Below are 21,122 nucleotides of genomic sequence, written 5' to 3' on the forward strand. Positions count from 1 at the left end.
CTACCGAAGCGCCAAGGCAATCGGGTCGGGGGCTTCGGTGCCTGCTTTGAATTCGGCGTCGTATGTCTCCGCGCCGAGAGCTGCCCGTACTAGCTCGGCGGTTTGCAGGTGCGCTCCGCCGAACAGGCCGATCGGAACCACGCCGGTTCGCTGACGCATCTGCCCTGCGGCGCCGAGCAGCCGGGCTGAGTGCGGGAAGTGGCCGTTCGCGGCGTTCGCCCAGGCCAGTGCTTCGACTGCCCACAGTGGACCCCAGCGGTCGCCGAACTCGTGTTGCCTGCGCAGGGCTTCACGGAGCAGGTCGACGGCTTTGCCGGGGTCACCGTGGCGCAGCTCGGTCAGCCCGCCACACCACACAGCCCACGAGGACGACCATGGCGCGTCTTGCTTCTCAGCTTCAGCGAGGCAGACCGACCTGGCGTCCTCGGCGCTGGCGGCGTCGGACAGCAAAATGACCCCGATGGCCCAGAACAGCGTCGCCATGTAGCTGTCGCCAATGGTGATCGCTTCTGTGCGGGCACGGTCAAGCAATGCGATGCACGACGGGTCGGCCTCGACGAGCATCGTGTAGATACCCTCGGCGAACAGGGTTGCGGGGGTCGGCTCCTGCGTCCGGCAGATGCCGATGAGTTCGTCGGCTGCCTGAAGATCGCCTTGCATAGTCGCGATCCAGGTCTGCAGCGCGATCGCATTTGTCCTCTGTGGACTTCTCGCCGGGTGGTGGCTGATCGTCTTTGCCAGCCAGTGCCTGCCTTCGCTGACGTTCCCGCTGAAGAAACAGCACCGGCTCAGGTTCGTGGCCATCTCCAGTGCCTCTTCGGTGCCAAGGCCCGCATCGAGCGCCGCCCGGATGTTCGGCATCTCTTGCTGCAACAGGTGCTGCCACTCGAGTTCCCGCGGACTGCACCAGTTGTGTGTGACTCCGTAGCGGACAAGGCACTGGTAGAACTGCCGATGCGCGTCCTTCACGGCCTCCGTTTCGCCGAGTTCGTCGAGCTTCTGGGCGCCGTACTCGCGCAGTGTCTCCAGCAGCGAGTACCGCGTGCGGTCGAGGTCGGTCACCGCGGTCACGATCGACTTGCTGACCAGTCCGGCGAGCAGGTCGACGATGTCCTCGGAGCGGATCTCGCCACCAGCGCACACGGCCTCGGCCGCGACGAGTTCGAAGCCGCCGGCGAACACCGATACCCGTGCCCAGAGCAAGCGCTCGGCCGGTGAACACAGGGCGTGGCTCCAGTCCAGGACCCCGCGCAGCGTGATCTGGTGGCCCGGCCGGGCCAGCAGCCGGAACCGATCGTCGATGCGGTCAAGGATGTCGTTGAGGGACAGCGAACTCAGCCGGACCGCGGCGAGCTCGATCGCCAGCGGGATCCCGTCCAGCCGTTGGCACAACCGGCGCACGGTGTGGAGATTCTCCGGCGTGGTCTGGAAATTCGGGGCGGACGCAGTCGCCCGTTCGATGAACATCTGGACGGCTTCGTCCTCGGTGAGCGGCGGCAACGGCAACAGGTTCTCGCCCTGCACGCCCAATTGCTGACGACTGGCCGCGAGTACGCGCAGCCCAGGCGCCGAACGCAGCAGCGTGGTGATCAACGTGGCGACCGGGCCGACAACGTGTTCACAGTTGTCCACGACAAGTAGCAGTTCCTTGTCATGCAGGTGGTCGACCAGCACGTCCAGCCGCGGCTTGGCCGAGTGGTCCTTGACGCCCAGCGCGTCCGCCACGGCCCGGTCGAGCAGGTGCGAGTCGGTCAACGACACCAGATCCGCCAGCCATACGCCGTCTGGGAAGACCTGACCTGCCGCGACTCGCATCGCGAACCGCGTCTTGCCGACCCCGCCGACCCCGGTCACGGTGACCAGCCGATGGCACGCCAGCAGCTGTTTGGCCTGCTCAAGGTGGGTGCCGCGGCCGACGAACGAGGTCAGCTCGGCCGGTAGGTTGCCTGACCTGACCACCGGCGCCGCCACGGTGTCCGCAGGGTCGGCAGCCAGCACACGGGCATGGACTTCGCGCAGTTCAGGACAGGGATCGACACCCAGCTCATCGGCCAGTTTGGCCTGGACCGTGCGGTAGCACTCCAACGCCTCGCTCTGCCGTCCGGCGCGGTAGAGCGCGAGGATCCGCTGCGCCCAGTACCGCTCCCGCAGCGGGTACGCGGTCGTCAGCTCCTGCAGTTCGGGCAGGACGTCCTGGTGCCTGCCCAGCTTCAGATCGATGTCCAGGCGCAGTTCGACGGCGGCCAGCCTGCGCTCGACAAGCGCGGGCACGACGTCCGAACGCAGTACCTCCGACGGCACGTCGGACAGCGGGTCACCCCGCCACAGGCCCAAAGCCTCACGTGACAACGCGAAAGCCTTCTTCACCTCGCCTGCCGCGAAGGCCGTTTTCGCCTGCGCGGTCAGCAGGTAGAACCGGAACAGGTCGACTGAGTCGTCGTCCACCTCGATGACGTAGCCCTCTGGCCGCGTCCTGATCGGCGCGGCCTCCCCCAAGGCCCGCCGCAATCGCATGACGTAGTTCTGCAAGGTGTTGCGGGCACCAGACGGCGGGTTTTCGCCCCACAGCCGCGTCAGCAACGTCTCTGACGACACCACCCGGTTGGCGTCCACCAGCAGTGACGCGAGCAGCACACGGTGTTTCGCCGCGTTGATGGTGACCGGTTCGCTGCCTGAACGCACCTCCAGTGCACCGAGCAGCCCGAATTGATAGTTCACGTTCTCCCCCGGAATCGCGTCCGTACTCGTCCACAATGGCCGTCGGATCCGTCGGACGTGACCAGGACGTTACCGGCAGGTGAGCAGCGGGGGCCATCATCCTTTCGTTGTAAAACGCAGTCGCTCGATCGGGCAGTGGGATGACTCTGATGTGACCCGGTTCGCCGGGGGTACCGGGGTCACATCAGCCCGCACCGATCGTGCTCGGCGATATCGGCACGATTTCATGAACTTTCATCGCTTTCGCGGTGCGGGCTGGCAGGATCGACTGGTCCACATCTCGAGGGGAATGCGATGGAACCGCTGCTGACGGTCCGACGGCCACAGCCGCCTCCGTTGCGGCGCAGGGGTTTTCTGCGGGTATTTCTACCCACGGCACTGGCGGCTCTGCTCGGCCTCGGGACCTTGATGGCCACTGGCACAGCGGCGTTGCCGTTCCAGACACTGACGGTGTTACAGGGGAAGATGGCGTCGAAGGAGGACTTCTTCAACGACGCGCAGGTGCAGGAAATCCTTTTGCGCCACCACATCCGGGTCCACGTCACGGCGATGGGCTCGCGTGACGTCGCGACCACCGGCCTGGACGGCTACGACTTCGTCTTCCCGTCCGGTCAGCCGACTGCCGAGCTGATCCAACGGCGTACCACGGGAAATCCCGACGTGAAACCGCACCGCCCGGTGTTGACGAGTCCGCTTGTGCTGGCGACCTACCGTTCTTACGCGGAGGAACTCGAGCGCAGTGGGATCGCGGTCGCACGGCAAGGCAATACGCTTTACTACGACCTCAGATTCGCCGAACTGGTCAAGGCGATGCGGCGTGGGGACAAGTGGTCGGGCGACAGAAACCACAATCCGATCACGGTGCACACATCCAGTGTCTGCACCTCCAACGGAGGCGGTAACTACCTCGGTCTGTTGGCGTACATCGAAAACGGCGGCAAGCCGGTCGCGACCGACGAGGAGGTCGACAGAGTCGCGGAGGCGGTCACGCCGCTCATCCGGGCGGCCGGACTGCCGCTGAAGTCCCCGAAACAGACGTATTTCGCCGAGGACGGCCAGGCGACCGCGCCGATCAGCGTCCTGTACGAGCACCAGTACCTGCAGTACCAGGCCAATCGCACGCGAACGACCGGACGAGTCGATGACAGACGGGTTCTGTTGTACCCGGATACCGGGCTGATGACCGAGCCAGGTTTCATCTCGCTCAACCCCGAGGGCCGGCGGCTGGGCACGCTGCTGGAGACCGATCCCGACCTGCGCAGGCGAGCGGTGGAACTGGGTTTCCGGGTGGTCGCGGCCGATGACGTGCCCAACACGCCCACATTGGCCGAGCAGTTGGCGAAGGCGGGCGTGCCGGTCCCGGAGGATGAAAACGGCGATACCAAGGCCTTGTTGCCCGCGAGCATTGACCTGTTCGAACGGCTCATCGTGCGTGTGGGCCAGTGCCTGTCATGACGTCGGAAGGTTCCATGGCCATTCTCGACGACCAGTGGTGGGGGCAATGGTGGCCGTGGCTGCTGTTGTGGTTCGCCACCGTCACACTCATTGCCACAGCTGCGTACCAGGTCGTGCGCGCGCAGCGTCGCGGGCGGATACCGCCGCACACCCACGGCAGCGTGTTCTACCTCGACGAGAAGTACGTCATGAACCTGTACCAGATGTACGGCGGGAAATACCGCGCCGCACTGAGCCAGGAAGTCGAGGAAAGGTCCACCACGAGCCGGGAGACCGAACTGGCGGCCGACGGCGGGCCCGGCCGGATCACCACCAAGCGTGGCAAGCAGGACGAGGTCTTCCGGCGCTGGGTCGAGACCACCGAAGCCATCACGATCTTCCGGATCGTGATGGACGTTCTCGAACGCGCGGGCGACATCGTGCACGTGGACCTGCGGGCCGGTGCGGTCACCGGGGACCACGCGCTGTCCGCGGCGCTGGACATGGTCGACGGCAGGGCCCCGGCTCAGGTGGCGTTGAGCGAAGTCGACGCGTTCGTGTCGGTTCGAGGAAAGTTCCGGATCGACGAGGAAGACGACAAAACGATCACCCTCGCCGCGGGGCATCTGCGATTTCGCTGTGCCAAGTCATATCTCGAAGACCCGGACTGGCTCAGCGACTCGTTCCCCGCCCGCTGCCTGGCCCGTCCGCAGCAACTGACCTCGGACGGCCTGCTGCTCGTGCACCCGATCGCCCTGTTCCGTTAGCCTGCCGGCTTCCAGCCCAGTTCCGGGCCGAGTTTCGTGGCGATGTCGGTGAGGATCTGCACGTAGTCCTCGTGCTCGAAGGTGAACGGCAGCGCGAACGCGACCTCGTGAACCTCACGGAACGCGGGGTCGTTGTAGAGCTGCTCGGCGATCTGCGCCGACGAGCCGATGATGTCGCGCGCGAACATCACCCTTGCCGGGCCCTGCGGCGTCGACGTCCGAGGCGTCCGCTTTTCCACGTAGGCCTCGTACTTCGCGCGCTGCTCCGGCGTGGCGGTGTCGGTCGGGATAACCACAAGCCCTTGCGAGACACGGGATTGCCCGACGTCAGGGTGATGCGCGCGGTACGCGTTGACCAGCGCGAGCTGGAGCTCCGCGAAATCCTCGACCTCCGTGGCCCTGACCACGTTGCTGATCAGCAGGTTCATTCGGTTTTCGGCCGCCCATCGCGCGGATCGCGTGCTGCCGCCGCCGTACCACATCCGGTCGATCAGGCCGGGGGAGTGCGGCTGAACACGGTCCGAGAACTCCTCGATCCCGACGGTCGCCGCCTCGCCTGCCTGCTCGCCCCTGATGAAGTCCAGCAGCCTGGTGACCCGGGCGTAGCTGAAATCCTCGATGTCACCGGTGTCCGGGTAGAGGGACGCTTTGACCGTTTCATACCGCATCGGCGGGCCGACGCTGACGCCTGGGTTGAGCCGCCCGCCGGTCAGGATGTCGACCGTGGCGAGGTCCTCGGCCAGCCGCAGCGGGTTCTCCCAGCCCAGCGGGATGACCGCGGTGCCGAGGCTGATCCGGCTGGTGCGCTGCGAAGCCGCCGCGAGGAAGGCTACCGGTGACGAGATGCCGTACTGCAGGTGCCGGTGGCGGACCCACGCGCTGTCGAAGCCCAGTTGCTCGCCGAGTGCGATGACGTCCAAAGTCGACTCATGTCCGGGCCGCGGGTTGTGCTCGTCGAACAGGCCGATGGTCAGGAAACCCAGTTTGCGCAGTGACTGCGTAGGCAACGGCACGGGATCGGTTCCTTCCTAGCCGATGGATGACCACCTGGGGAACATCGCAGATTGGCCAACATACTGACCATCTTCGTTGAGAAGGTTCCACAAGGTGAGATCCTCGACCTGGAAAAGTCGGCCGGATTTCGCCACCCGGATGCCCCGATAGCCCGTGATGAAGCCGTTCTCACTGACGGTGTCCAGCAGGTGCTGCCGATCCTCCCGGTTGTCCGGCAGTGCCGACAGGCGGGACGGGAGCGTGACGAACTCCTCCCAGTCGTATTCGAAACACCTCTGCGCGGTCTTGTTGGCGTAGATGAAGACCGGGTCGGGATCGGTGTTGTGCGCCAGCAGCACGAACGGTGCTTCTTCGTAGAGCCACTCAGCGTCGTCACTGGGCAGGGGATAGCCGACGAGCTTGCCGTGGCTCAGGTTCAGCAGCCGGGCAAAGGCTTGATCACGCCGAATGTCCACATCGCACTCTAACCCGGTGTGAACACTTTCCCGCTGTGTCCGATGACATTGTCGTACCCCGTTGGCAGGCTGTTGGCCATGAGTGCATCGGACCAGAAGACAGAACTGCGACGCTACCTGCAGATCGCCCGCGACGCCCTGGTGTGGAAGCTGGACGGACTGGGCGAGTACGACATCCGCCGTCCGGTGACCACGACAGGGACGAACCTGCTCGGCCTGGTCAAACACGTGACCGCGTGCGAGCTGGGCTACTTCGGCTGGACGTTCGGGCGGCCGTTCGACGAGCGGCTGCCGTGGTCGGAGCAGGGCGCCGAGCTCAATTCGGACATGTGGGCGACCGAGGACGAGTCGAGGGAAGAGATCGTCTCGCTGTACCGGCGGATCTGGGCCCACTCGGACGTGACCTTCGAGACCTTCGACCTCGACTCGGTGGGGCGTGTGCCGCACTGGCCCGCGGAGCGCGCCGAAATCACCCTGCACAAGGCCCTCGTCCACATGATCGCCGAGACGCACAGGCACGCGGGGCACGCCGACATCGTCCGCGAGACGATCGACGGGGCGGCCGGCCACACCACGGCCTACTCCAACCTGGCCTCGGAAGATGGGGCGTGGTGGGCCGAATATCGTCAGCGCCTCGAACACAGCGCGCGAGCAGCGGCAGAGCGCTGGGAGAATTGAGCCATGGCTGACGACGGCGACTACAAGCGCGACCAGAACTACATCACCACCAGGATCACGGCCGACGGGCGCGACGGCTACCCCGTCGAACCCGGCAGGTATCGCCTGGTCATCGCACGTGCGTGCCCGTGGGCCAACCGGGCCGCGATCGTGCGCAGGCTGCTCGGCCTTGAAGATGTGTTGTCGATGGGCATCGCCGGGCCGGTGCACGACGAGCGAAGCTGGACATTCGACCTCGACCCGGGCGGAAAGGACCCCGTGCTGGGGATCGAGCGGCTGCAGGAAGCGTTCTTCAAGCGCGACCCCGAATATCCACGAGGGATCACGGTTCCCGCGATCGTGGACATCCCGACCGGGCAGGTCGTGACCAACGACTTCAACCAGATCACCATCGACATGTCCGGCGAATGGGCCAAGTACCACCGCCCCGGCGCCCCAGCGCTGTACCCAGAGCACTTGCGGGACGAGATCGACGAGGTGAACGCCAAGGTGTTCGCCGACGTCAACAACGGCGTGTACCGCTGCGGCTTCGCCAGCACGCAGGAGGCATACGAAGCCGCGTACGAACGGCTCTTCGCCCGCCTCGACTGGTTGTCCGACCGTTTGGCGAACCAGCGCTACCTCGTGGGCGACACGATCACCGAGGCCGATATCAGGCTGTTCACCACTCTGGCCCGCTTCGACGCGGTGTACCACGGCCACTTCAAGTGCAACCGGCAGAAGCTGGCGGAGATGCCGGTGCTGTGGGCGTACGTGCGCGATCTGTTCCAGACCCCGGGCTTCGGCGACACGATCCACTTCCCGCAGATCAAGGAGCACTACTACGTGGTGCACCGGACGATCAACCCGACCGGCATCGTCCCAGTAGGACCGGACGAGTCCGGGTGGTTGACCCCGCACGGCCGGGAAGAGCTGGGCGGCAAGCCTTTCGGCGACGGAACACCGCCCGGCCCGCCGCTCGACGCCGAACGCGTCCCCAGCCCAGCGTGAGCTCAGGCCTCGGCGGTGAACGTCGTCGAGTGCCAGCCGGTCGTGCCATCGGGGATCGGCGGGACACGCTGATCGGTCTGCGTGTATCCCGCCTTGTCGGTGGCGCGGCACTCGACGGGACACGTGCGGCGCACCGACCTCATTGGACACTCAGGTCAGTGTGATCGTTCGTTCCACCCGCGCGGGCGGCGACGCAAGGGGATCATCCTTCCTCGGTCGTGCCTTCCTCGGCGGACACCAGCGACTCGATGCTTTCGAAGAAAGCCTTGATCCCTGGCAGGTTCGCGCCTTTGGCACGGGACGCGGCGAAGTCCGCCGAACTGCGCCACTCGACGATGTCGAGCCATTCGTTGTCCGGCAGCCGGACCAAGCGCGCGCTCAAGAAGCCTTCCCGGTCGGCCTTGAAGTCCGCGATCATCGCCTGCCTGCTGGCGAGCAACTGGTCCACTTTGTCCGGCGCGACCCGGAACCGGGTCAGCTCCACCGTCGTGGTCATCTCCACCCCTCCAGTTAGTCAATATCGATGACTATATATTTCCGGCGTGTCAGGTTCAAATGGTGCTCGCCGCCGGGCGGATCACTTGCGGGTGATCCGGTAGCCGAGCACCTCGCGGATGTGCACCTCGATGAAGTCACGCAGGTGGACGCTGCGTCCCATCTCGGCGAAGAAGTCGAGCATCGCCTGGTCCGGCTGCTCGGTCACGTGCACGATGCGCCACCGGTTGACCGGTTCGGTCTCGTCGCCCTCGACCCAGTGCTCGACGTGGAAGAGCGGTTGGCGGGTGTCCGCGACAAGGTGGCGACCGTCGGGTGTGGTGTAGTCGGGCGCGCCGATGAAGTAGACGGACTGTTTGGCGTGGTCGAGCTGAACATGCTCGATGATCAGGTCGAATTCGCTGGGGTTGAGCCATAGGCGCTGTTCGGACGCGCGTGTGAACACATCGGGGTCGTCGGACTGCCACTTCTTGGCACTGCCCGGCTTGACGACCGACGGGAGGTAGATGTCGGGAGCGGAGGCCTTCCGGATCTCCATATCCCACAAGTTCGTCCTGGTGTACCGCAGGTCGTCCTCGACGTCGTAGTGGTCCCTCAGCACCTGGTTCACGTTCACCGGTGGCAGGTCGATCGCGGTGTTGCGCGGATCGGCCCATGCCCGGTCGAACTCCGTGACCAGGTCCACTGTCGCGGTCATGTCGTCGTCTCCTAACGTGATAGTCACTAAATCTTACTAACTGGGCTAGGCGTCGGGTTATTCCCGGGCAACCAGCGGATGAGCGCGGCCATTGGAACAACTGGCCTGCTGGGACAGGTTTCCGGAGAGTGGGACATGACAGGGTGAGTACCTTCATGGGAAGTGCTGTCACCCAAGGAAAGGCACTCTCCCCATGACACTCGATCGTCGACGGTTCCTGCAGACCGCCGGTCTCGGTGTCGTCGCCGCAACCACATCCCTGCCGGCCTTTGCGGCGGCCCACCCGAAAGCCGAGCCCGATTGGGCGGCTCTGCGCGGCAAGCTCAGTGGCCAGTTGTTCCTCCCGGCCGACTCCGGCTACAACGACGCGAAGCTGGGCTTCTTCACCATGTACGACCGGCACCGTCCGGCCGCGGTGGCCAGGTGCACGCGTCAGGAAGACGTCCAGGCCTGCATCGAAACCGCCGTGACCAACGCCTTCCCGCTCGCCGCGAGGTCCGGAGGCCACAGTTACGCCGGATACTCCACGCTGGATCGTGGGCTTGTCATCGACGTCAGCCGGATGAACTCGGTCGAGGTCCGTCCCGATGGCACGGTCGTCGTTGGGGCGGGCGCCAGATTGTTCGACGTCTACAACGCGGTAGCCAAGGCGGGTCGGTTACTTCCGGGCGGAACCTGTCCCTCAGTGGGCATCGCCGGGTTGACGTTGGGCGGTGGGATTGGCGTGATCGGCCGCAAATACGGGCTGACGTGTGACCGCCTCACCAACGCCCGCATCGTCACTCCGGACGGCACCATCAGAGACGCGGCGTCGAGTCCGGACCTGTTCTGGGCGTTGAGAGGCGGGGGTGGCGGCAATTTCGGCATCGTCACTTCTTTCACGTTCCAGACCGCGCCGAGCCACGACTTCACCACCTTCAACCTGTCGTTCCCGTCCGGTGCTTCCGCCGCCGTGGTCAACGCCTGGCAGACGTGGTGCCAAGAGGTCCCCGACGAGCTCTGGTCGCAGCTCAGCGTCAGCGGCAACACCCAGGTCGAAGGCACGTTCGCCGGACCGGCCAATCAGGTGCAGGGCTTGCTGGACACGTTCGTCCGGCGAGTCGGCAGTCAGCCCACGAGCCGGGACGTCCGTGAGAGGTCCTATTTCGACGCGATGGTGTCGTTTGCGCACTGTGAACCGTCCAATGGTGGCTGTACTCCGAGTTGGAACGGCGGTGGCGGCGGGCTCGGCCGGGGAACGTATGTCGCGACGTCCCGGATCTTGACCAAGCAGATCGCCGACCCGCAGGCGTTCGTGCGGCTGCTGTCGAGCGTTCCCGGAATGCTGACGTTGCTCGATTCCTTCGGTGGCGCGATTGCCCGCGGCGACTCGGCTTTCTCGCATCGCACGGCGATCGCCAGCATCCAGCTGATCAAGTGGGTGAACAACGGTGACGAGGCCGGGGCGCGAGCGGCGGTGAATCCAGTCCGTGACGAACTCGGCCGCATGTTCGGTGAGTCGGCCTACGTCAACTACATCGATCCACAGATGCCGAACTGGGCCAACGCCTACTACGGGCCGAACCTGTCCCGGTTGCGCGCCATCGCCGCCAAGTACGACCCCGGCAAGGTGTTCCGGTATGGGCAGAGCCTGCACGTGTGAGCCAGCTAACAGGTCACGCGGGACTAATCCGAAGATGGTCCAAGTTCGGAACTGTCAGAGAAAGTGACTTCTTGAGCGAAAATAGTCCACAGGAGAGACCGTCATGACGTACCGCGTCGGTTACATCGTCGGCAGCTTGTCCCAGCGTTCGATCAACCGGAAGCTGGCGAAGGCGTTGACCAAGATCGCGCCGCACGACCTCGAGCTGGTCGAGATCCCGATCGGCGACCTGCCGCTGTACAACCATGACTTCGACGCGGACTACCCCGAGGTCGCCAAGCAGCTCAAGCAGGACATCGAAACAAGTGACGCCATCCTGGTCGACACGCCGGAGTACAACCGGTCGATCCCCGGCGCGCTGAAGAACGCGATCGACTGGGCGAGCCGCCCGTGGGGCACCAACTCGTTCAACGGCAAGCCCGCCGCGGTGATCGGCGCTTCGGGTGGCTCGATCTCCACTGCTGTCGCACAGCAGCAGCTGAAGAGCATCCTGTTGTTCAGCAACGCGGCGGTGCTCGGTCAGCCGGAGGCGTACATCCAGTTCGCCGAGGGACTGATCACTGACGACGGTGAGGTCATCAATGAAACGACCGCCGAGTTCCTCGCCTTGTTCCTGAACGCTTTCGCCACGCACATCAAGCGCAACCTCGGAAGCTGACTTCGTACCCGGGAAGGGCGCCGCGATCCGGCGCCCTTCCTCGTGCCTTGGCGGGTTTGTGCCAATGAAAGCCCTGGTCAACGATCTTTGTGAGCTACGAGTCATTGGCTGGCAACGGGTTTGCGGTTAACGTTGCTGATAGTCAGGGTCGTTGACCACCGGCGGCCCGTCGGGGACAGGAGCCGGGCATGGCGACGGAACTGGCGCAGGACTACGCGGCGGAGTTTCACCGGGAGTGGACCGCCGCGGAGAACACTCCGGTCGAGTTCCCGCCGATGGACGTGAACGCCCTTGTCAAGCGGCATTTCCGGCTCGGCCGCGAGCTCGTGGTCACCAAGAACATGGTGTGGGACTTGTTGGTGCGCAAGGCGCACGCGATGGAGGTCTACCTCCCCGGGCGGATCAAGCCGGGCTCGATCCGCACCTATCCGACCGAAGAGTCCGACTTCATCCGGGTGTCCGACCAGCCCGTGTGGACTGACGACACCGTCTACACGCAAGTGATCCAGCGCGTGTTCGTGGATGAGGAGCGGCGCGCGGTGCTCCACCTCGGCACAGCCCACATGACCACACCGGACGGTGAGTACGTGTGGGCCGGTCTTGATCAGCCGCTGTACCACGTCGAATGGGTCGTGACCGGTACCGAGATGCGGCCTTTCCTGCGGCGGCGGATGGTCCACCTGACCGACGCCCCTGACACGCGGCTTGCCTGGTATTTCGCGCGGCTGATGCGGGAGAAGCCGATGGTCGACTCGTTGGAGATCTACCTGCGCAAGCAGTGGGGCGTGGACATGACGCACGTTCCGCTGAGCGCCTAGACAAAGACTTCGGGATGACGGGAGAGTTCCACCCTGGTCCGCCGGATGTGCATCTGCAGCACCTGTTCCGCCGAAGTGTGGTCACGGTCGCGCAGCGCCTGGATCAGCAGCCGGTGCTCGGCACCGATGATCCAGTTGCGCTGTGACCCGGCGAGTCTGGTGAACGCCCGGCGGTAGTGCTGGGTGGTGTCCCACAGCCGCGCCACGATCGAGGCGAGTTCCTCGGCGTTGTGGTGTTTGTAGACCGTCCAATGCAGACGCCGGTCGAGTACCAGGAAGTCCTCGACGTCCGGGCTGCGTTCGATCGTGTCCTGCAGCTGGTCCATCTCGTCGATGTCCTCGTCGGTCAGGTGCGGCGCGGACTCGGTGAGCAGCAACGGTTCCAGGCGTTCACGCATTCGGTAGATCAGGTCGCACTCGCGCATGTCCATCCTGGTCACCCACGCGCCTTGGTTGGCGCGCAACGTGATCAAGCCCTGCGAGGCCACAATGCGCAGCGCCTCGCGGACGGGCAGGCGACTGGTCTGCAGCTGTTCGGCGAGCTCGTCCTGGATGATCCGCGTTCCGGGCGCCAGCTGACCGGTCAGGATGCGTTCACGCAACTGATCGGCGATCCGCTGACTCGCCACGCCGGCGCCCTCGGACACAGCTTCCCCCTCTATCGGAAGGCCTCTGGATGGTGGTCGAACGCCTTTCCGTTCGGATAGGACACTAGCTCACACTGCAGGCCCCACGGCGAGAGGAAGTACACCCAGCGCTGTCCCCCGCTCGGCCCTTTGCTGACCGTCGGCTCGCCGAGAACGCGCAGCCCACGGCGGTGCAGGTCGGCGACCGCGGCGTCAAGGTCCTCGACGTACAGCGCGATGTGGTGCCCGCCGACATCGCTGTTGCGCGGCGGTTCGGTGTCCTGGTCGGGAGCCTCGTACTCGAAGATCTCGAAGATCGCCTGCCCGCCGAGCCGGAAGAAGTGCAGCTTCCGCATCACCGTGCGGTCGTCCACGTTGAGGTGCTCGCTCATCCATGTGCCGTCGTCCTGGTAGGGCCCGAGTGTGTACATGTACTCGCAGCCGAGCACGTCGACGAAGAACTCCCTGGCTTGGTCGAGGTCGGGCACGGTCAGCCCGATGTGGTCGACGCGGCTAAGTCCCGGGATGGGCATCGACACCTCCAAATGTATCCATTCGGCTTGATTTCGTCCTCGCTTTCTCGGATAGTACTCCACGAGACGCTCAAAATGGATCCATTTGGAGCTCAGATGGCTACCCGTGAACCCCTGTCCGCTTCGTCGCCGCTGACTGCGCTGAGCACTACGGCGGCTGACTGGGACGACGCCGATCCCGGCCTGCTGCTGCGCCTGCTCGGCCAGGCGTCCTGGATCCGGTCGTTCGAGGAGTACGTGCTCGAACTGGCCGGGGAAGGGCTGGTGCACGGCCCCGCGCACTCCAGCATCGGGCAGGAGGGCGGTGCGGTCGGCTCGATCGTGCCGCTGCGCACCGACGACTTCGTCAATGGATCCCACCGCGGCCACCACCAGTTCCTGGCCAAGGCATTCGGCCACGTCATGCCGGGCAAAACCGACGGCTTGCCGGAACTGACCGACGACGTGCGGACCGTGCTACGCCGGACGCTGGCTGAGATCTGTGGCCTGGCCGACGGCTACTGCCGTGGCCGGGGCGGATCCATGCACCTGCAGTGGCGTGAAGCAGGCGCGATGGGCACCAACGCGATCGTCGGCGGTGGCGTGCCGCAGGCCGCTGGATTCGCGTTCAACCAACGTCGCGCGGGCACCGACGCGGTGACGGTCACCTACTTCGGCGACGGTGCCGTGAACATCGGCTCGGTCCTTGAGACGTTCAACCTGGCCGCGGCCTGGAAGCTGCCGCTGTGCTTCTTCATCGAGAACAACCTGTACGCGGTGTCGACGCCGGTCGACGAGGCGACGGCCGAACCGAGGCTCGCCGCGCGGGGGCTGGGGTTCAACATCCCGAGCTGGCGGGTCGACGGAATGGATCCATTGGCCGTCCACCTGGCGATGACCGAGGCCCTCGAGCACATGCGGGCCGGGAACGGCCCGACGATCATCGAAGCCGAGGTCTACCGGTACTTCCACCAGAACGGGCCGTACCCGGGCAGCGCGTTCGGCTACCGGACCAAAGCCGAGGAGAAGGCCTGGCGCGAGCGTGACCCGCTGGAGCTGTTGCGGTCCCACGTGATCCGGCGCGGCATCGCCTCGGCGGACGAGATCGCCGCCGCACACGACGAAGTGGTCAAGACACTGCGCGAGATCGGCGACTCGTTCCTGGAGGCCGACCCGGCAGGCAAGCGGCGGATCAAGGAATCCGCCTGGCCGGACGTCAGTTTCGTGGACGTCGGTGTCCGAGGTGATCTGTCCGAATTGGACGGAAGCAGGTACGAGGAAGCGGACACGTACTCGGGAACGTTGGGGGAGCGCAAGTTCGTCGACGCCATCAGCGACGTGCTGGCCCGCCGGATGGAGACCGACGAACGGATCGTCATCCTCGGTGAGGACGTCAACCGGCTCAAAGGCGGCACGAACGGCGCGACGAAACGCCCGCTCGAACTGTTCCCCGACCGGGTTCTGGGCACGCCGATCAGCGAGAACGCGTTCGCCGGGCTGGGTGGCGGGATGGCCATCGACGGCCGCGGCCGACCGGTCGTCGAGTTCATGTACGCCGACTTCATGTGGGTCGCCGCCGATCAGTTGTTCAACCAGATCGCCAAGGCGCGGCACATGTTCGGCGGGCAGGGGAGTGTCCCCTTCGTCCTGCGCAGCAAGCTGGCGGCGGGCACGGGATACGGCTCCCAGCACTCGATGGATCCGGCCGGGGTGCTGACCACGGCGGCAGGCCTGCGCGTTGTGGCGCCGTCCAACCCGTTCGACTACGTGGGTCTGATGAACACCGCTTTGGCGTGCGAAGACCCCGTTGTGGTGCTGGAACACGTGGACCTCTACACATCCACCGGAACCGGGCCGATCGACGACCTGGACTACCGGATCCCGGTAGGGAAAGCCGCTCTGCGGTCGCAGGGTGACGACGTCACGGTCATCTCGTACCTGTCGATGGTCGGGCATTGCCTGGAAGCGCTCGGTCAGGTGCCCGAGATCAGCGCGGACCTGATCGACCTGCGCTGGCTCGACCGGGCGAGCCTGGACTGGGACACGATCGAGGCCAGCGTGAAGAAGACCAACAAGGTGCTCATTGTGGAGCAAGGCGCGATCGGCACGTCGTACGGCGGACGGCTCGCCGACGAGATCCAGCGTCGCCTGTTCGACTGGCTGGACGCGCCGGTCGAACGGGTCACCGGCGGCGAGGCGTCGCCGAGCATCAGCAAGGTGCTTGAACGCGCGGCGGTCGCGCGCACCGAGGAAGTCGTCACCGCGTTGCGTCGCATCGCCGCGTACTGAGTCGTTCAAGGGAGACATGATCATGGCGACGCTGCTGCGCGTGCCCGAAGTCGCGACCGGCTCGACGTCGGCCTTGTTGACCGAGTGGCTGGTGGCCGAGAACGCCCGGTTCGCCGCGGGCGACCCGCTTGTCGTGCTGGAGACCGACAAGGCCGCGGTGGAGGTCGAGGCCGAAGTGGACGCCGTGCTGCTGCGGGCCTTGGTGCCCGGCGGGACGAATGTGGAGACAGGTTCCCCGATCGCGCTGCTCGGCTCCGAGGCCGAGGCTGGTGACGTGGACAAGCTGCTCGCCGAGCTCGGCGTCGGCGCCACATCTGCTGAAGAGGCCGGTCCGGAGCCCGCTCAGCGCGAGCGGGTCTTCGCCAGTCCGTTGGCGCGCAAGCTGCTCAAGGAAGCCGGGATGACTCCGGACCAAGTCACCGGTACCGGCCCGGACGGCCGGATCGTGCGCCGGGATGTGGACAAGGCGATCGAGGCCAAGTCGGCCGAGCCCAAGTCGACTGGGCCCAGTTCGATTGCGCGCAACTCAGTTGAGTCCAGGCCGGTTGACGCCAAGCGGGTTGGACCCCAGTCGGTTGGGGCCGAGCCGGTTGGGGCCCAGTCCGTTGACGCTCATCCGGTTGGTGCCCAGTCCGTTAACGCTCATCCGGTTGAACCCCAGTCGGTTGGCGCCCAGCCGATTGAATCCCAGCCGGTTGAACCCCAGTCGGTGGGGGTCAAGCCAGCGCCGGGCCATGGCGAGCAGATCCCGCTCACTCGGATGCGCCGGGCGATCGCGCGCAGGCTCACCGAAAGCAAACGGGACATCCCGCACTTCTACGTCCGCCGGACCGCCCGGATCGACGCATTGCTGGTGCTGCGCAAGCAACTCAACGAGGTCTCACCGGCGAAGATCTCCGTCAACGACCTCGTCGTGCGCGCCGTCGGCGTCGCCCACACGCAGGTGCCCGATGCCAACGTCATCTGGACCGGCGACGGCATGACCCGATACTCCACTGTGGACGTCGGGATCGCCGTCGCGTCCAGCCGCGGCCTCGTCACGCCTGTGCTGCGCGGTGTCGAGCAGAGCTCACCGAGTGCGATCTCCCGTCAGGTCAAGGAATTCGCGCGGCAGGCGGACGAGGGCAAACTGCGTCAGTCCGATCTGGAAGGCGGCACGATCACCGTCAGCAACCTCGGCATGTACGGCGTCGACGAGTTCTCCGCGATCATCAATCCTCCCCAGTCGACCATCTTGGCGGTCGGCGCGGGCCGTCAGGCCCCTGTCGTCGTCGACGGCGAAGTCCGGGTGGAGACCCAGATGACGCTGACTTTGTCCGTCGACCACCGGGCCATCGACGGAGCGTTGGCGGCCCAGTGGATGGCAGCCGTGGTCACAGCGCTTGAGGAGCCACTTCGACTGGTGGCTTGACCGCGTACTGCCGTGACAGGTTCCGGTACGGCCTGGACCGCAGCGCGATGACGGTCGTGATGATGCCGAGGAAGCCGACCATGATGAAGACGAGGGCGATGCCGCGGTCGGGTCCGGTGCCGAACCAGTTGCCGATCAGGTCGGCGCCCGAGCCGGTGGTCATGAACGGGATGACCAGGAACTCCGCGATCGGGCTGATCAGGAACGCGGTCAACGGGGACGCGGCCTGCTCGACGCTTTGCGCGAAGCCGAAGACCCGGCCTTGCCTTTCGTAGGGCACGACCTTCTGCAGGATGGTCTGTTCGGCGGCCTCGGCGGCCGGGATCAGCAGCAAGTAGATGAACAACCCGGCGGTCAGCAGTGCGATCGACGGCTGGATCGGGAAGCCCAGCGTGATCGTCCAGAGCACGAGGTTCACCAGCAGCAGGGTGCGGACCGGGTTGCTGCCCAGCCCGGTCCTGGCGATCAGCAGACCGCCGAGGATCATCGCCGAGCTCAGCCCGCCCCACAGGAAACCCCAGACCTCGACGGACACGAGCGACAAGCCGTAAGCGTCAAGCAACGCCATGAACGCGCCGCCGAGGAAGTTGTTGAAGGTGGCGAAGAGGATGAGCGCCATCAGGCCGGGAATGCCCCTGATGATCTTCACCGTGCCGCGGACGTCGACCCGTTTCGGCTCGTCGGAACCCTCCGATGCGACGATCCTGGGAACGCGGGTGATGATGACGTCGAGGCTCGCCAACGTCAGCACGGCGATGCCGCCGATCAGGACGTACGTCATGCCGCCCTGCGCGACGAGCACACCACTGATGACGGATGTGACCAGCATCGACACACCCGCCGTCGTACCGGTCAAGCCGTTGGCCCGGTCTCGCTGCCCTTCCTCGATCAGCGCGGTGACCATGGTCGGCAGCGTGATGGTGCGGATGTTGCCGACGATCACGCCGAACATCAGCACGACCACCAGCGTCCACAGATATGGACTCGTCGCGTCCTTGAACGTGCCTTCGGGCGCGGCCAGGTAGATGACGAACGCGATCACGTAGAACACCAACGACCCGACGCCGGACAGCAGCATCATGGTTTTCTTGTCGTGGTGGTCGACGAGACTGCCGAACCAGATGCCTGTCGCCGCCGTGAAAACCAGGAACAGACCGGCGAGCACACCGGTCGCGAAGACCGACCGGGTCTCCAAGTACACGTAGAACGTGATGGCGAACCACACGGTGTAGTTGGTGACCGAGACGAGCAACGTGTTGCTCAGTAGTCGCAGGAACGTGCGTGCCCCTGGCGCACGCAAGTCCAGGCGTTGTTTGGGTGCCATCGTGTCACAGTATGTAGCATTTGTCCGGTCTCGCCACCGGATTAACCGGATGTGACAAATCCCGACTTCGAGACGGGGCCTTGCGAATCGGGGACGATGTCGGCATGCGTTTGCTCCTGGTGTGCCTGCTGGTGGCGGCGGTGGCCGGATGCGGCCCGGAAGTGTCCGCGTTCAGCCGGATCGAGCTGCCGGGACAGCCCGTTCTGGTGACCGCGATGGGCGACTCGCTGTTGGTCGGCGTACGCCGTGACGGCCAACCAGTCGTGCCAGGACTGATCCGGATCGGACGGGACGGCGCGGTCAGCGAGATCCCGGTCCGCCCGGAAAGTCCGTACGGGATGCTGGCGAAGTGGTACGCGATCGACTCGGACGGGACGCAGATCCTGGCCGTCGGCGGCGAACGCGGTGGGGCGCACGCGAATGTGCGGTGGTCGGTGTGGACCGGAACGCAGGCGGGGATCGCCGAGAAGCTCCAAGGCTTCAGCACGTTCGGCGGCTGGGGCGCCGGTGAACTGGTCGGCGCGGCGATCACGCCCGCAGGCCCACTGGTGATCGGCTCATGGCAGAGCGCGAAGGCCGGCCTGGACATCGCAGTGTGGACGGCCCAAGAGGACACATGGACCCGCCAGGACTCCGCGGGAACCGTTCTGGAAAGCAACCGGGACACACTGGGGTTCGCCAACAGTGTTACGCCGTACAAGCAAGGGATTCTGGTCGCGGGCATGCAGTTGGCGGGCGGGCGCCAGATTCCGGCCGTGTGGCAATCGAGCAATGGCAATACCGGGTGGACAGTGACTCCGCTGCCGGACGCCGGCCAGATCGCTGTGGCTTCAGGGATCCGGTGCTGGGGTTCGGTGTGCGGTGTCGCCGGGTCGGTCGACGGAACGTTGGCGCTGTGGCGGTTGACCGATGGCACATGGAAGCGAGTGCCGAGTCTGCCAGCGATTCCGGTCAAGGACAGCGACAAACTGGCCGCGCCGATCGACGAGAACATGACGCAGGTGTTGTCCGAGAACGGACAAGTGAAGATCGTCCGAGCCGACGGCGACAAGTGGACAGCCGATGCGGTGCCCGGTCCAAGTGGGACGGTGACGTCAGCGGCGAAGGTGGCCGGGAAGCTCTACATCGTTGCTGGCGACCAACTCTGGCGCGAGGGGTAGTAGCGGGGCTGTCTGTGCGACCCCGCCCGACCGATAGCCGCGTGCGGCGCCATTTGTGCGACCGCGCCCGCGGCGGTGAAGGTGGGCGGAAGATTCTACGTCGTTGCTGGCGACCAACTCTGGCGCGAGGGGTAGCAGCGGGACTGTCTGTGCGACCCTGGCCGGGGCATAGCCACGGTGCCATCGTGCAACCGCGCCTGCGGCGCCTGATGCGCGTGGTCCAGCACATCGTTGTCTCTGGACAGCCTGGCTCGTCGGATGGCGCGGGCCTTCTCGACCGGCTGGTGGTCACCGACGACGGGACAGGAATGCCCCCGACGCCGACTGGCATCGGGGGCATGGGGAGCTGTTGTCATGCGTTGGGGTCGAACGGAATTCCGGCTGGCTTGGCCTTGGAGAGCTCGTAGTTGAACGATCCCTCGCGGATGCCGAGCTGCGCTGCGCCGAAGTCGGCGCTGGTGAGCTTGTCGCGGAAACCGGCTGGGTAGTTGTTCCAGCCGATCAGCGGCGGGTACTGCCAGGCCTTCTCGTGGTTTTCCGGCTGCTCGCCGAAGCCCGCGAACCGGAAGCAGTGGGTGCCGATGCCGTCCTTGTGGTAGATGATCTTCGGGTGGGTTCCGCTTTCGTCCCACGGGATGTCGTTGCGGGACTTGGTGTTGTACTTGCCGTGCGCCGATGCCGAGACGTACTGCGGCCAGCCGCCGTCCGGCACCCACACCACGACGTGCTCCCAGTCATGCTTGTGCCCACCGAGGCCGGACCCGGCGACTGCCTGGTCCTTTTCGAAGTAGAGGGCGTAAAGGTAGGCGCACCAACCGTTGTTGCACTTCACTCGGGAGTACGCGTTGGTGTTGTCCAAATCGGACTGGTCGTGGCACTGGCCGTTCACCGCGCCGCTGGGGTTCAGGCCGGGCGCGATGGTCCCGTCCGAGCCGATCGCGGGCGTGGGGTAGCAGCCGTCGCTGTCATAGTCGAATGCCGGTTCGTACGTGCGGTCCGGCCATGGTGCGTTCCAGTCCAAGGCCTTCGGCGGTTCGGCGAAAGCCACTCCGGTGAAAACAAACAGCATTCCGGCGGCAGTCGCGACTACCACTGAAATCGATCGGCGAAGGCGCGGCCGGGTGACCGACGGTCGCAAGGTGACCTCCTTGTCAGTTCGGCAGGGATACCGCGGCGGTACCGACATGCCGCGGCCGAACAGGCGACGCGCCGCCAAGGAGACCACGCCAAAGATCATTACCGCCAGAACGGGCGTCGACTCGATGCCGGATCGTCACCGGTGCGAAGGCAATGACAGCCCAGCCAGGTTTCATGATCATGAACAGGTCGGTCATGGAAGGTCAACATCGCTGGGACGCAATGAGATCGGGCATCTGGTGCATACCGGGTTGACCCGGGTTCAGCCCGGCCGTGTCTCGCTCAACGGCCTACTTT

21 protein-coding genes are annotated in these 21,122 nt (G+C 65.5%); 10 read left to right on the top strand and 11 right to left on the bottom strand.

The genetic code is table 11. The annotated features are described in order from the left end of the window. Nucleotides 1-2,718, bottom strand: a complete 2,718-nt coding sequence (locus tag B9C43_RS01685) for an ATP-binding protein (RefSeq protein WP_084424283.1) — start codon at nucleotides 2,716-2,718, stop codon at nucleotides 1-3. Nucleotides 2,719-3,012: 294 nt separating this feature from the next. Between B9C43_RS01685 and B9C43_RS01690 the strand changes: the two genes are divergently transcribed. Both B9C43_RS01690 and B9C43_RS01695 read left to right on the top strand, forming a co-directional pair. Further along, the gene (locus tag B9C43_RS01690; protein WP_235038393.1) at nucleotides 3,013-4,173 is read left to right on the top strand and encodes a hypothetical protein; all 1,161 of its coding nucleotides are present in this window, start codon (nucleotides 3,013-3,015) and stop codon (nucleotides 4,171-4,173) included. 14 nt (nucleotides 4,174-4,187) lie between these two features. Continuing rightward, a complete protein-coding gene (locus B9C43_RS01695; RefSeq protein WP_143446024.1) occupies nucleotides 4,188-4,919 on the top strand; it encodes a hypothetical protein in 732 nt (243 codons plus the stop codon). Here the strand turns inward: B9C43_RS01695 and B9C43_RS01700 are convergent. Then, nucleotides 4,916-5,932 (bottom strand): LLM class flavin-dependent oxidoreductase, encoded by a 1,017-nt coding sequence (locus B9C43_RS01700; protein WP_084424285.1) that lies wholly within the window; start codon nucleotides 5,930-5,932, stop codon nucleotides 4,916-4,918. The two genes, B9C43_RS01695 and B9C43_RS01700, sit on opposite strands and share 4 nt — an antisense overlap. 15 nt (nucleotides 5,933-5,947) lie before the next feature. After that, nucleotides 5,948-6,388 carry an MEKHLA domain-containing protein gene (locus B9C43_RS01705; RefSeq protein WP_084424286.1) on the bottom strand — a complete coding sequence of 147 codons (441 nt, stop codon included), beginning with the start codon at nucleotides 6,386-6,388 and terminating at the stop codon, nucleotides 5,948-5,950. Between the two features lie 78 nt (nucleotides 6,389-6,466). Here B9C43_RS01705 and B9C43_RS01710 point away from each other — a divergent pair, with 78 nt between their 5' ends. Continuing rightward, on the top strand, nucleotides 6,467-7,066 hold the full coding sequence (locus B9C43_RS01710; RefSeq protein ID WP_084425525.1) for a DinB family protein: 600 nt from the start codon (nucleotides 6,467-6,469) through the stop codon (nucleotides 7,064-7,066). Nucleotides 7,067-7,069: 3 nt separating this feature from the next. Next, the gene (locus B9C43_RS01715; protein WP_084424287.1) at nucleotides 7,070-8,056 is read left to right on the top strand and encodes a glutathione S-transferase family protein; all 987 of its coding nucleotides are present in this window, start codon (nucleotides 7,070-7,072) and stop codon (nucleotides 8,054-8,056) included. A gap of 2 nt (nucleotides 8,057-8,058) precedes the next feature. Here B9C43_RS01715 and B9C43_RS59540 read toward each other — a convergent pair whose 3' ends face one another. The 3 genes from B9C43_RS59540 to B9C43_RS01725 all read right to left on the bottom strand — a co-directional run bounded on the left by B9C43_RS59540 (nucleotide 8,059) and on the right by B9C43_RS01725 (nucleotide 9,248). Next, nucleotides 8,059-8,190 (bottom strand): hypothetical protein, encoded by a 132-nt coding sequence (locus tag B9C43_RS59540; protein ID WP_268811556.1) that lies wholly within the window; start codon nucleotides 8,188-8,190, stop codon nucleotides 8,059-8,061. A 68-nt stretch (nucleotides 8,191-8,258) separates the two neighbouring features. After that, entirely contained in the window at nucleotides 8,259-8,552 is a 294-nt protein-coding gene (locus tag B9C43_RS01720) for an antibiotic biosynthesis monooxygenase (protein WP_033390486.1), read from the bottom strand. An 81-nt stretch (nucleotides 8,553-8,633) separates the two neighbouring features. Continuing rightward, a complete protein-coding gene (locus B9C43_RS01725; protein WP_084424288.1) occupies nucleotides 8,634-9,248 on the bottom strand; it encodes a hypothetical protein in 615 nt (204 codons plus the stop codon). Nucleotides 9,249-9,441: 193 nt separating this feature from the next. On the opposite strand from B9C43_RS01725, the gene B9C43_RS01730 reads away from it, so the two are divergent. The 3 genes from B9C43_RS01730 (at nucleotide 9,442) to B9C43_RS01740 (ending at nucleotide 12,366) form a co-directional block, all read left to right on the top strand. Beyond that, on the top strand, nucleotides 9,442-10,890 hold the full coding sequence (locus B9C43_RS01730; RefSeq protein WP_084424289.1) for an FAD-binding oxidoreductase: 1,449 nt from the start codon (nucleotides 9,442-9,444) through the stop codon (nucleotides 10,888-10,890). A 103-nt stretch (nucleotides 10,891-10,993) separates the two neighbouring features. Beyond that, a complete protein-coding gene (locus B9C43_RS01735) occupies nucleotides 10,994-11,548 on the top strand; it encodes an NADPH-dependent FMN reductase (RefSeq protein ID WP_084424290.1) in 555 nt (184 codons plus the stop codon). 188 nt (nucleotides 11,549-11,736) lie between these two features. Then, the gene (locus tag B9C43_RS01740; protein ID WP_084424291.1) at nucleotides 11,737-12,366 is read left to right on the top strand and encodes a hypothetical protein; all 630 of its coding nucleotides are present in this window, start codon (nucleotides 11,737-11,739) and stop codon (nucleotides 12,364-12,366) included. Here the strand turns inward: B9C43_RS01740 and B9C43_RS01745 are convergent. Both B9C43_RS01745 and B9C43_RS01750 read right to left on the bottom strand, forming a co-directional pair. Continuing rightward, on the bottom strand, nucleotides 12,363-13,013 hold the full coding sequence (locus B9C43_RS01745) for a GntR family transcriptional regulator (protein WP_084424292.1): 651 nt from the start codon (nucleotides 13,011-13,013) through the stop codon (nucleotides 12,363-12,365). The two genes, B9C43_RS01740 and B9C43_RS01745, sit on opposite strands and share 4 nt — an antisense overlap. Before the next feature lie 11 nt (nucleotides 13,014-13,024). Continuing rightward, nucleotides 13,025-13,525 carry a VOC family protein gene (locus tag B9C43_RS01750; protein WP_084425526.1) on the bottom strand — a complete coding sequence of 167 codons (501 nt, stop codon included), beginning with the start codon at nucleotides 13,523-13,525 and terminating at the stop codon, nucleotides 13,025-13,027. Nucleotides 13,526-13,621: 96 nt separating this feature from the next. Between B9C43_RS01750 and B9C43_RS01755 the strand changes: the two genes are divergently transcribed. Together B9C43_RS01755 and B9C43_RS01760 are read left to right on the top strand one after the other, a co-directional pair. Further along, nucleotides 13,622-15,793 (top strand): alpha-ketoacid dehydrogenase subunit alpha/beta, encoded by a 2,172-nt coding sequence (locus B9C43_RS01755; protein ID WP_084424293.1) that lies wholly within the window; start codon nucleotides 13,622-13,624, stop codon nucleotides 15,791-15,793. A gap of 22 nt (nucleotides 15,794-15,815) precedes the next feature. Further along, a complete protein-coding gene (locus B9C43_RS01760; RefSeq protein ID WP_084425527.1) occupies nucleotides 15,816-17,204 on the top strand; it encodes a dihydrolipoamide acetyltransferase family protein in 1,389 nt (462 codons plus the stop codon). On the opposite strand, the gene B9C43_RS01765 is transcribed toward B9C43_RS01760, so the two are convergent. Further along, entirely contained in the window at nucleotides 17,167-18,528 is a 1,362-nt protein-coding gene (locus B9C43_RS01765; protein WP_084424294.1) for an MFS transporter, read from the bottom strand. The two genes, B9C43_RS01760 and B9C43_RS01765, sit on opposite strands and share 38 nt — an antisense overlap. Nucleotides 18,529-18,632: 104 nt before the next feature. Here B9C43_RS01765 and B9C43_RS01770 point away from each other — a divergent pair, with 104 nt between their 5' ends. Further along, complete coding sequence (locus B9C43_RS01770) at nucleotides 18,633-19,688, top strand: hypothetical protein (RefSeq protein ID WP_084424295.1); 1,056 nt, start codon at nucleotides 18,633-18,635, stop codon at nucleotides 19,686-19,688. 352 nt (nucleotides 19,689-20,040) lie between these two features. Here B9C43_RS01770 and B9C43_RS01775 read toward each other — a convergent pair whose 3' ends face one another. Beyond that, on the bottom strand, nucleotides 20,041-20,757 hold the full coding sequence (locus tag B9C43_RS01775; RefSeq protein WP_235038394.1) for an NPP1 family protein: 717 nt from the start codon (nucleotides 20,755-20,757) through the stop codon (nucleotides 20,041-20,043). An 82-nt stretch (nucleotides 20,758-20,839) separates the two neighbouring features. After that, nucleotides 20,840-21,022, bottom strand: coding sequence for a hypothetical protein (locus B9C43_RS57395; protein ID WP_200825517.1), 183 nt, complete (start codon nucleotides 21,020-21,022; stop codon nucleotides 20,840-20,842). Nucleotides 21,023-21,122 lie beyond the last annotated feature (100 nt).

Source organism: Kibdelosporangium aridum, from assembly GCF_900176515.1.
Taxonomy (GTDB): domain Bacteria; phylum Actinomycetota; class Actinomycetes; order Mycobacteriales; family Pseudonocardiaceae; genus Kibdelosporangium; species Kibdelosporangium aridum.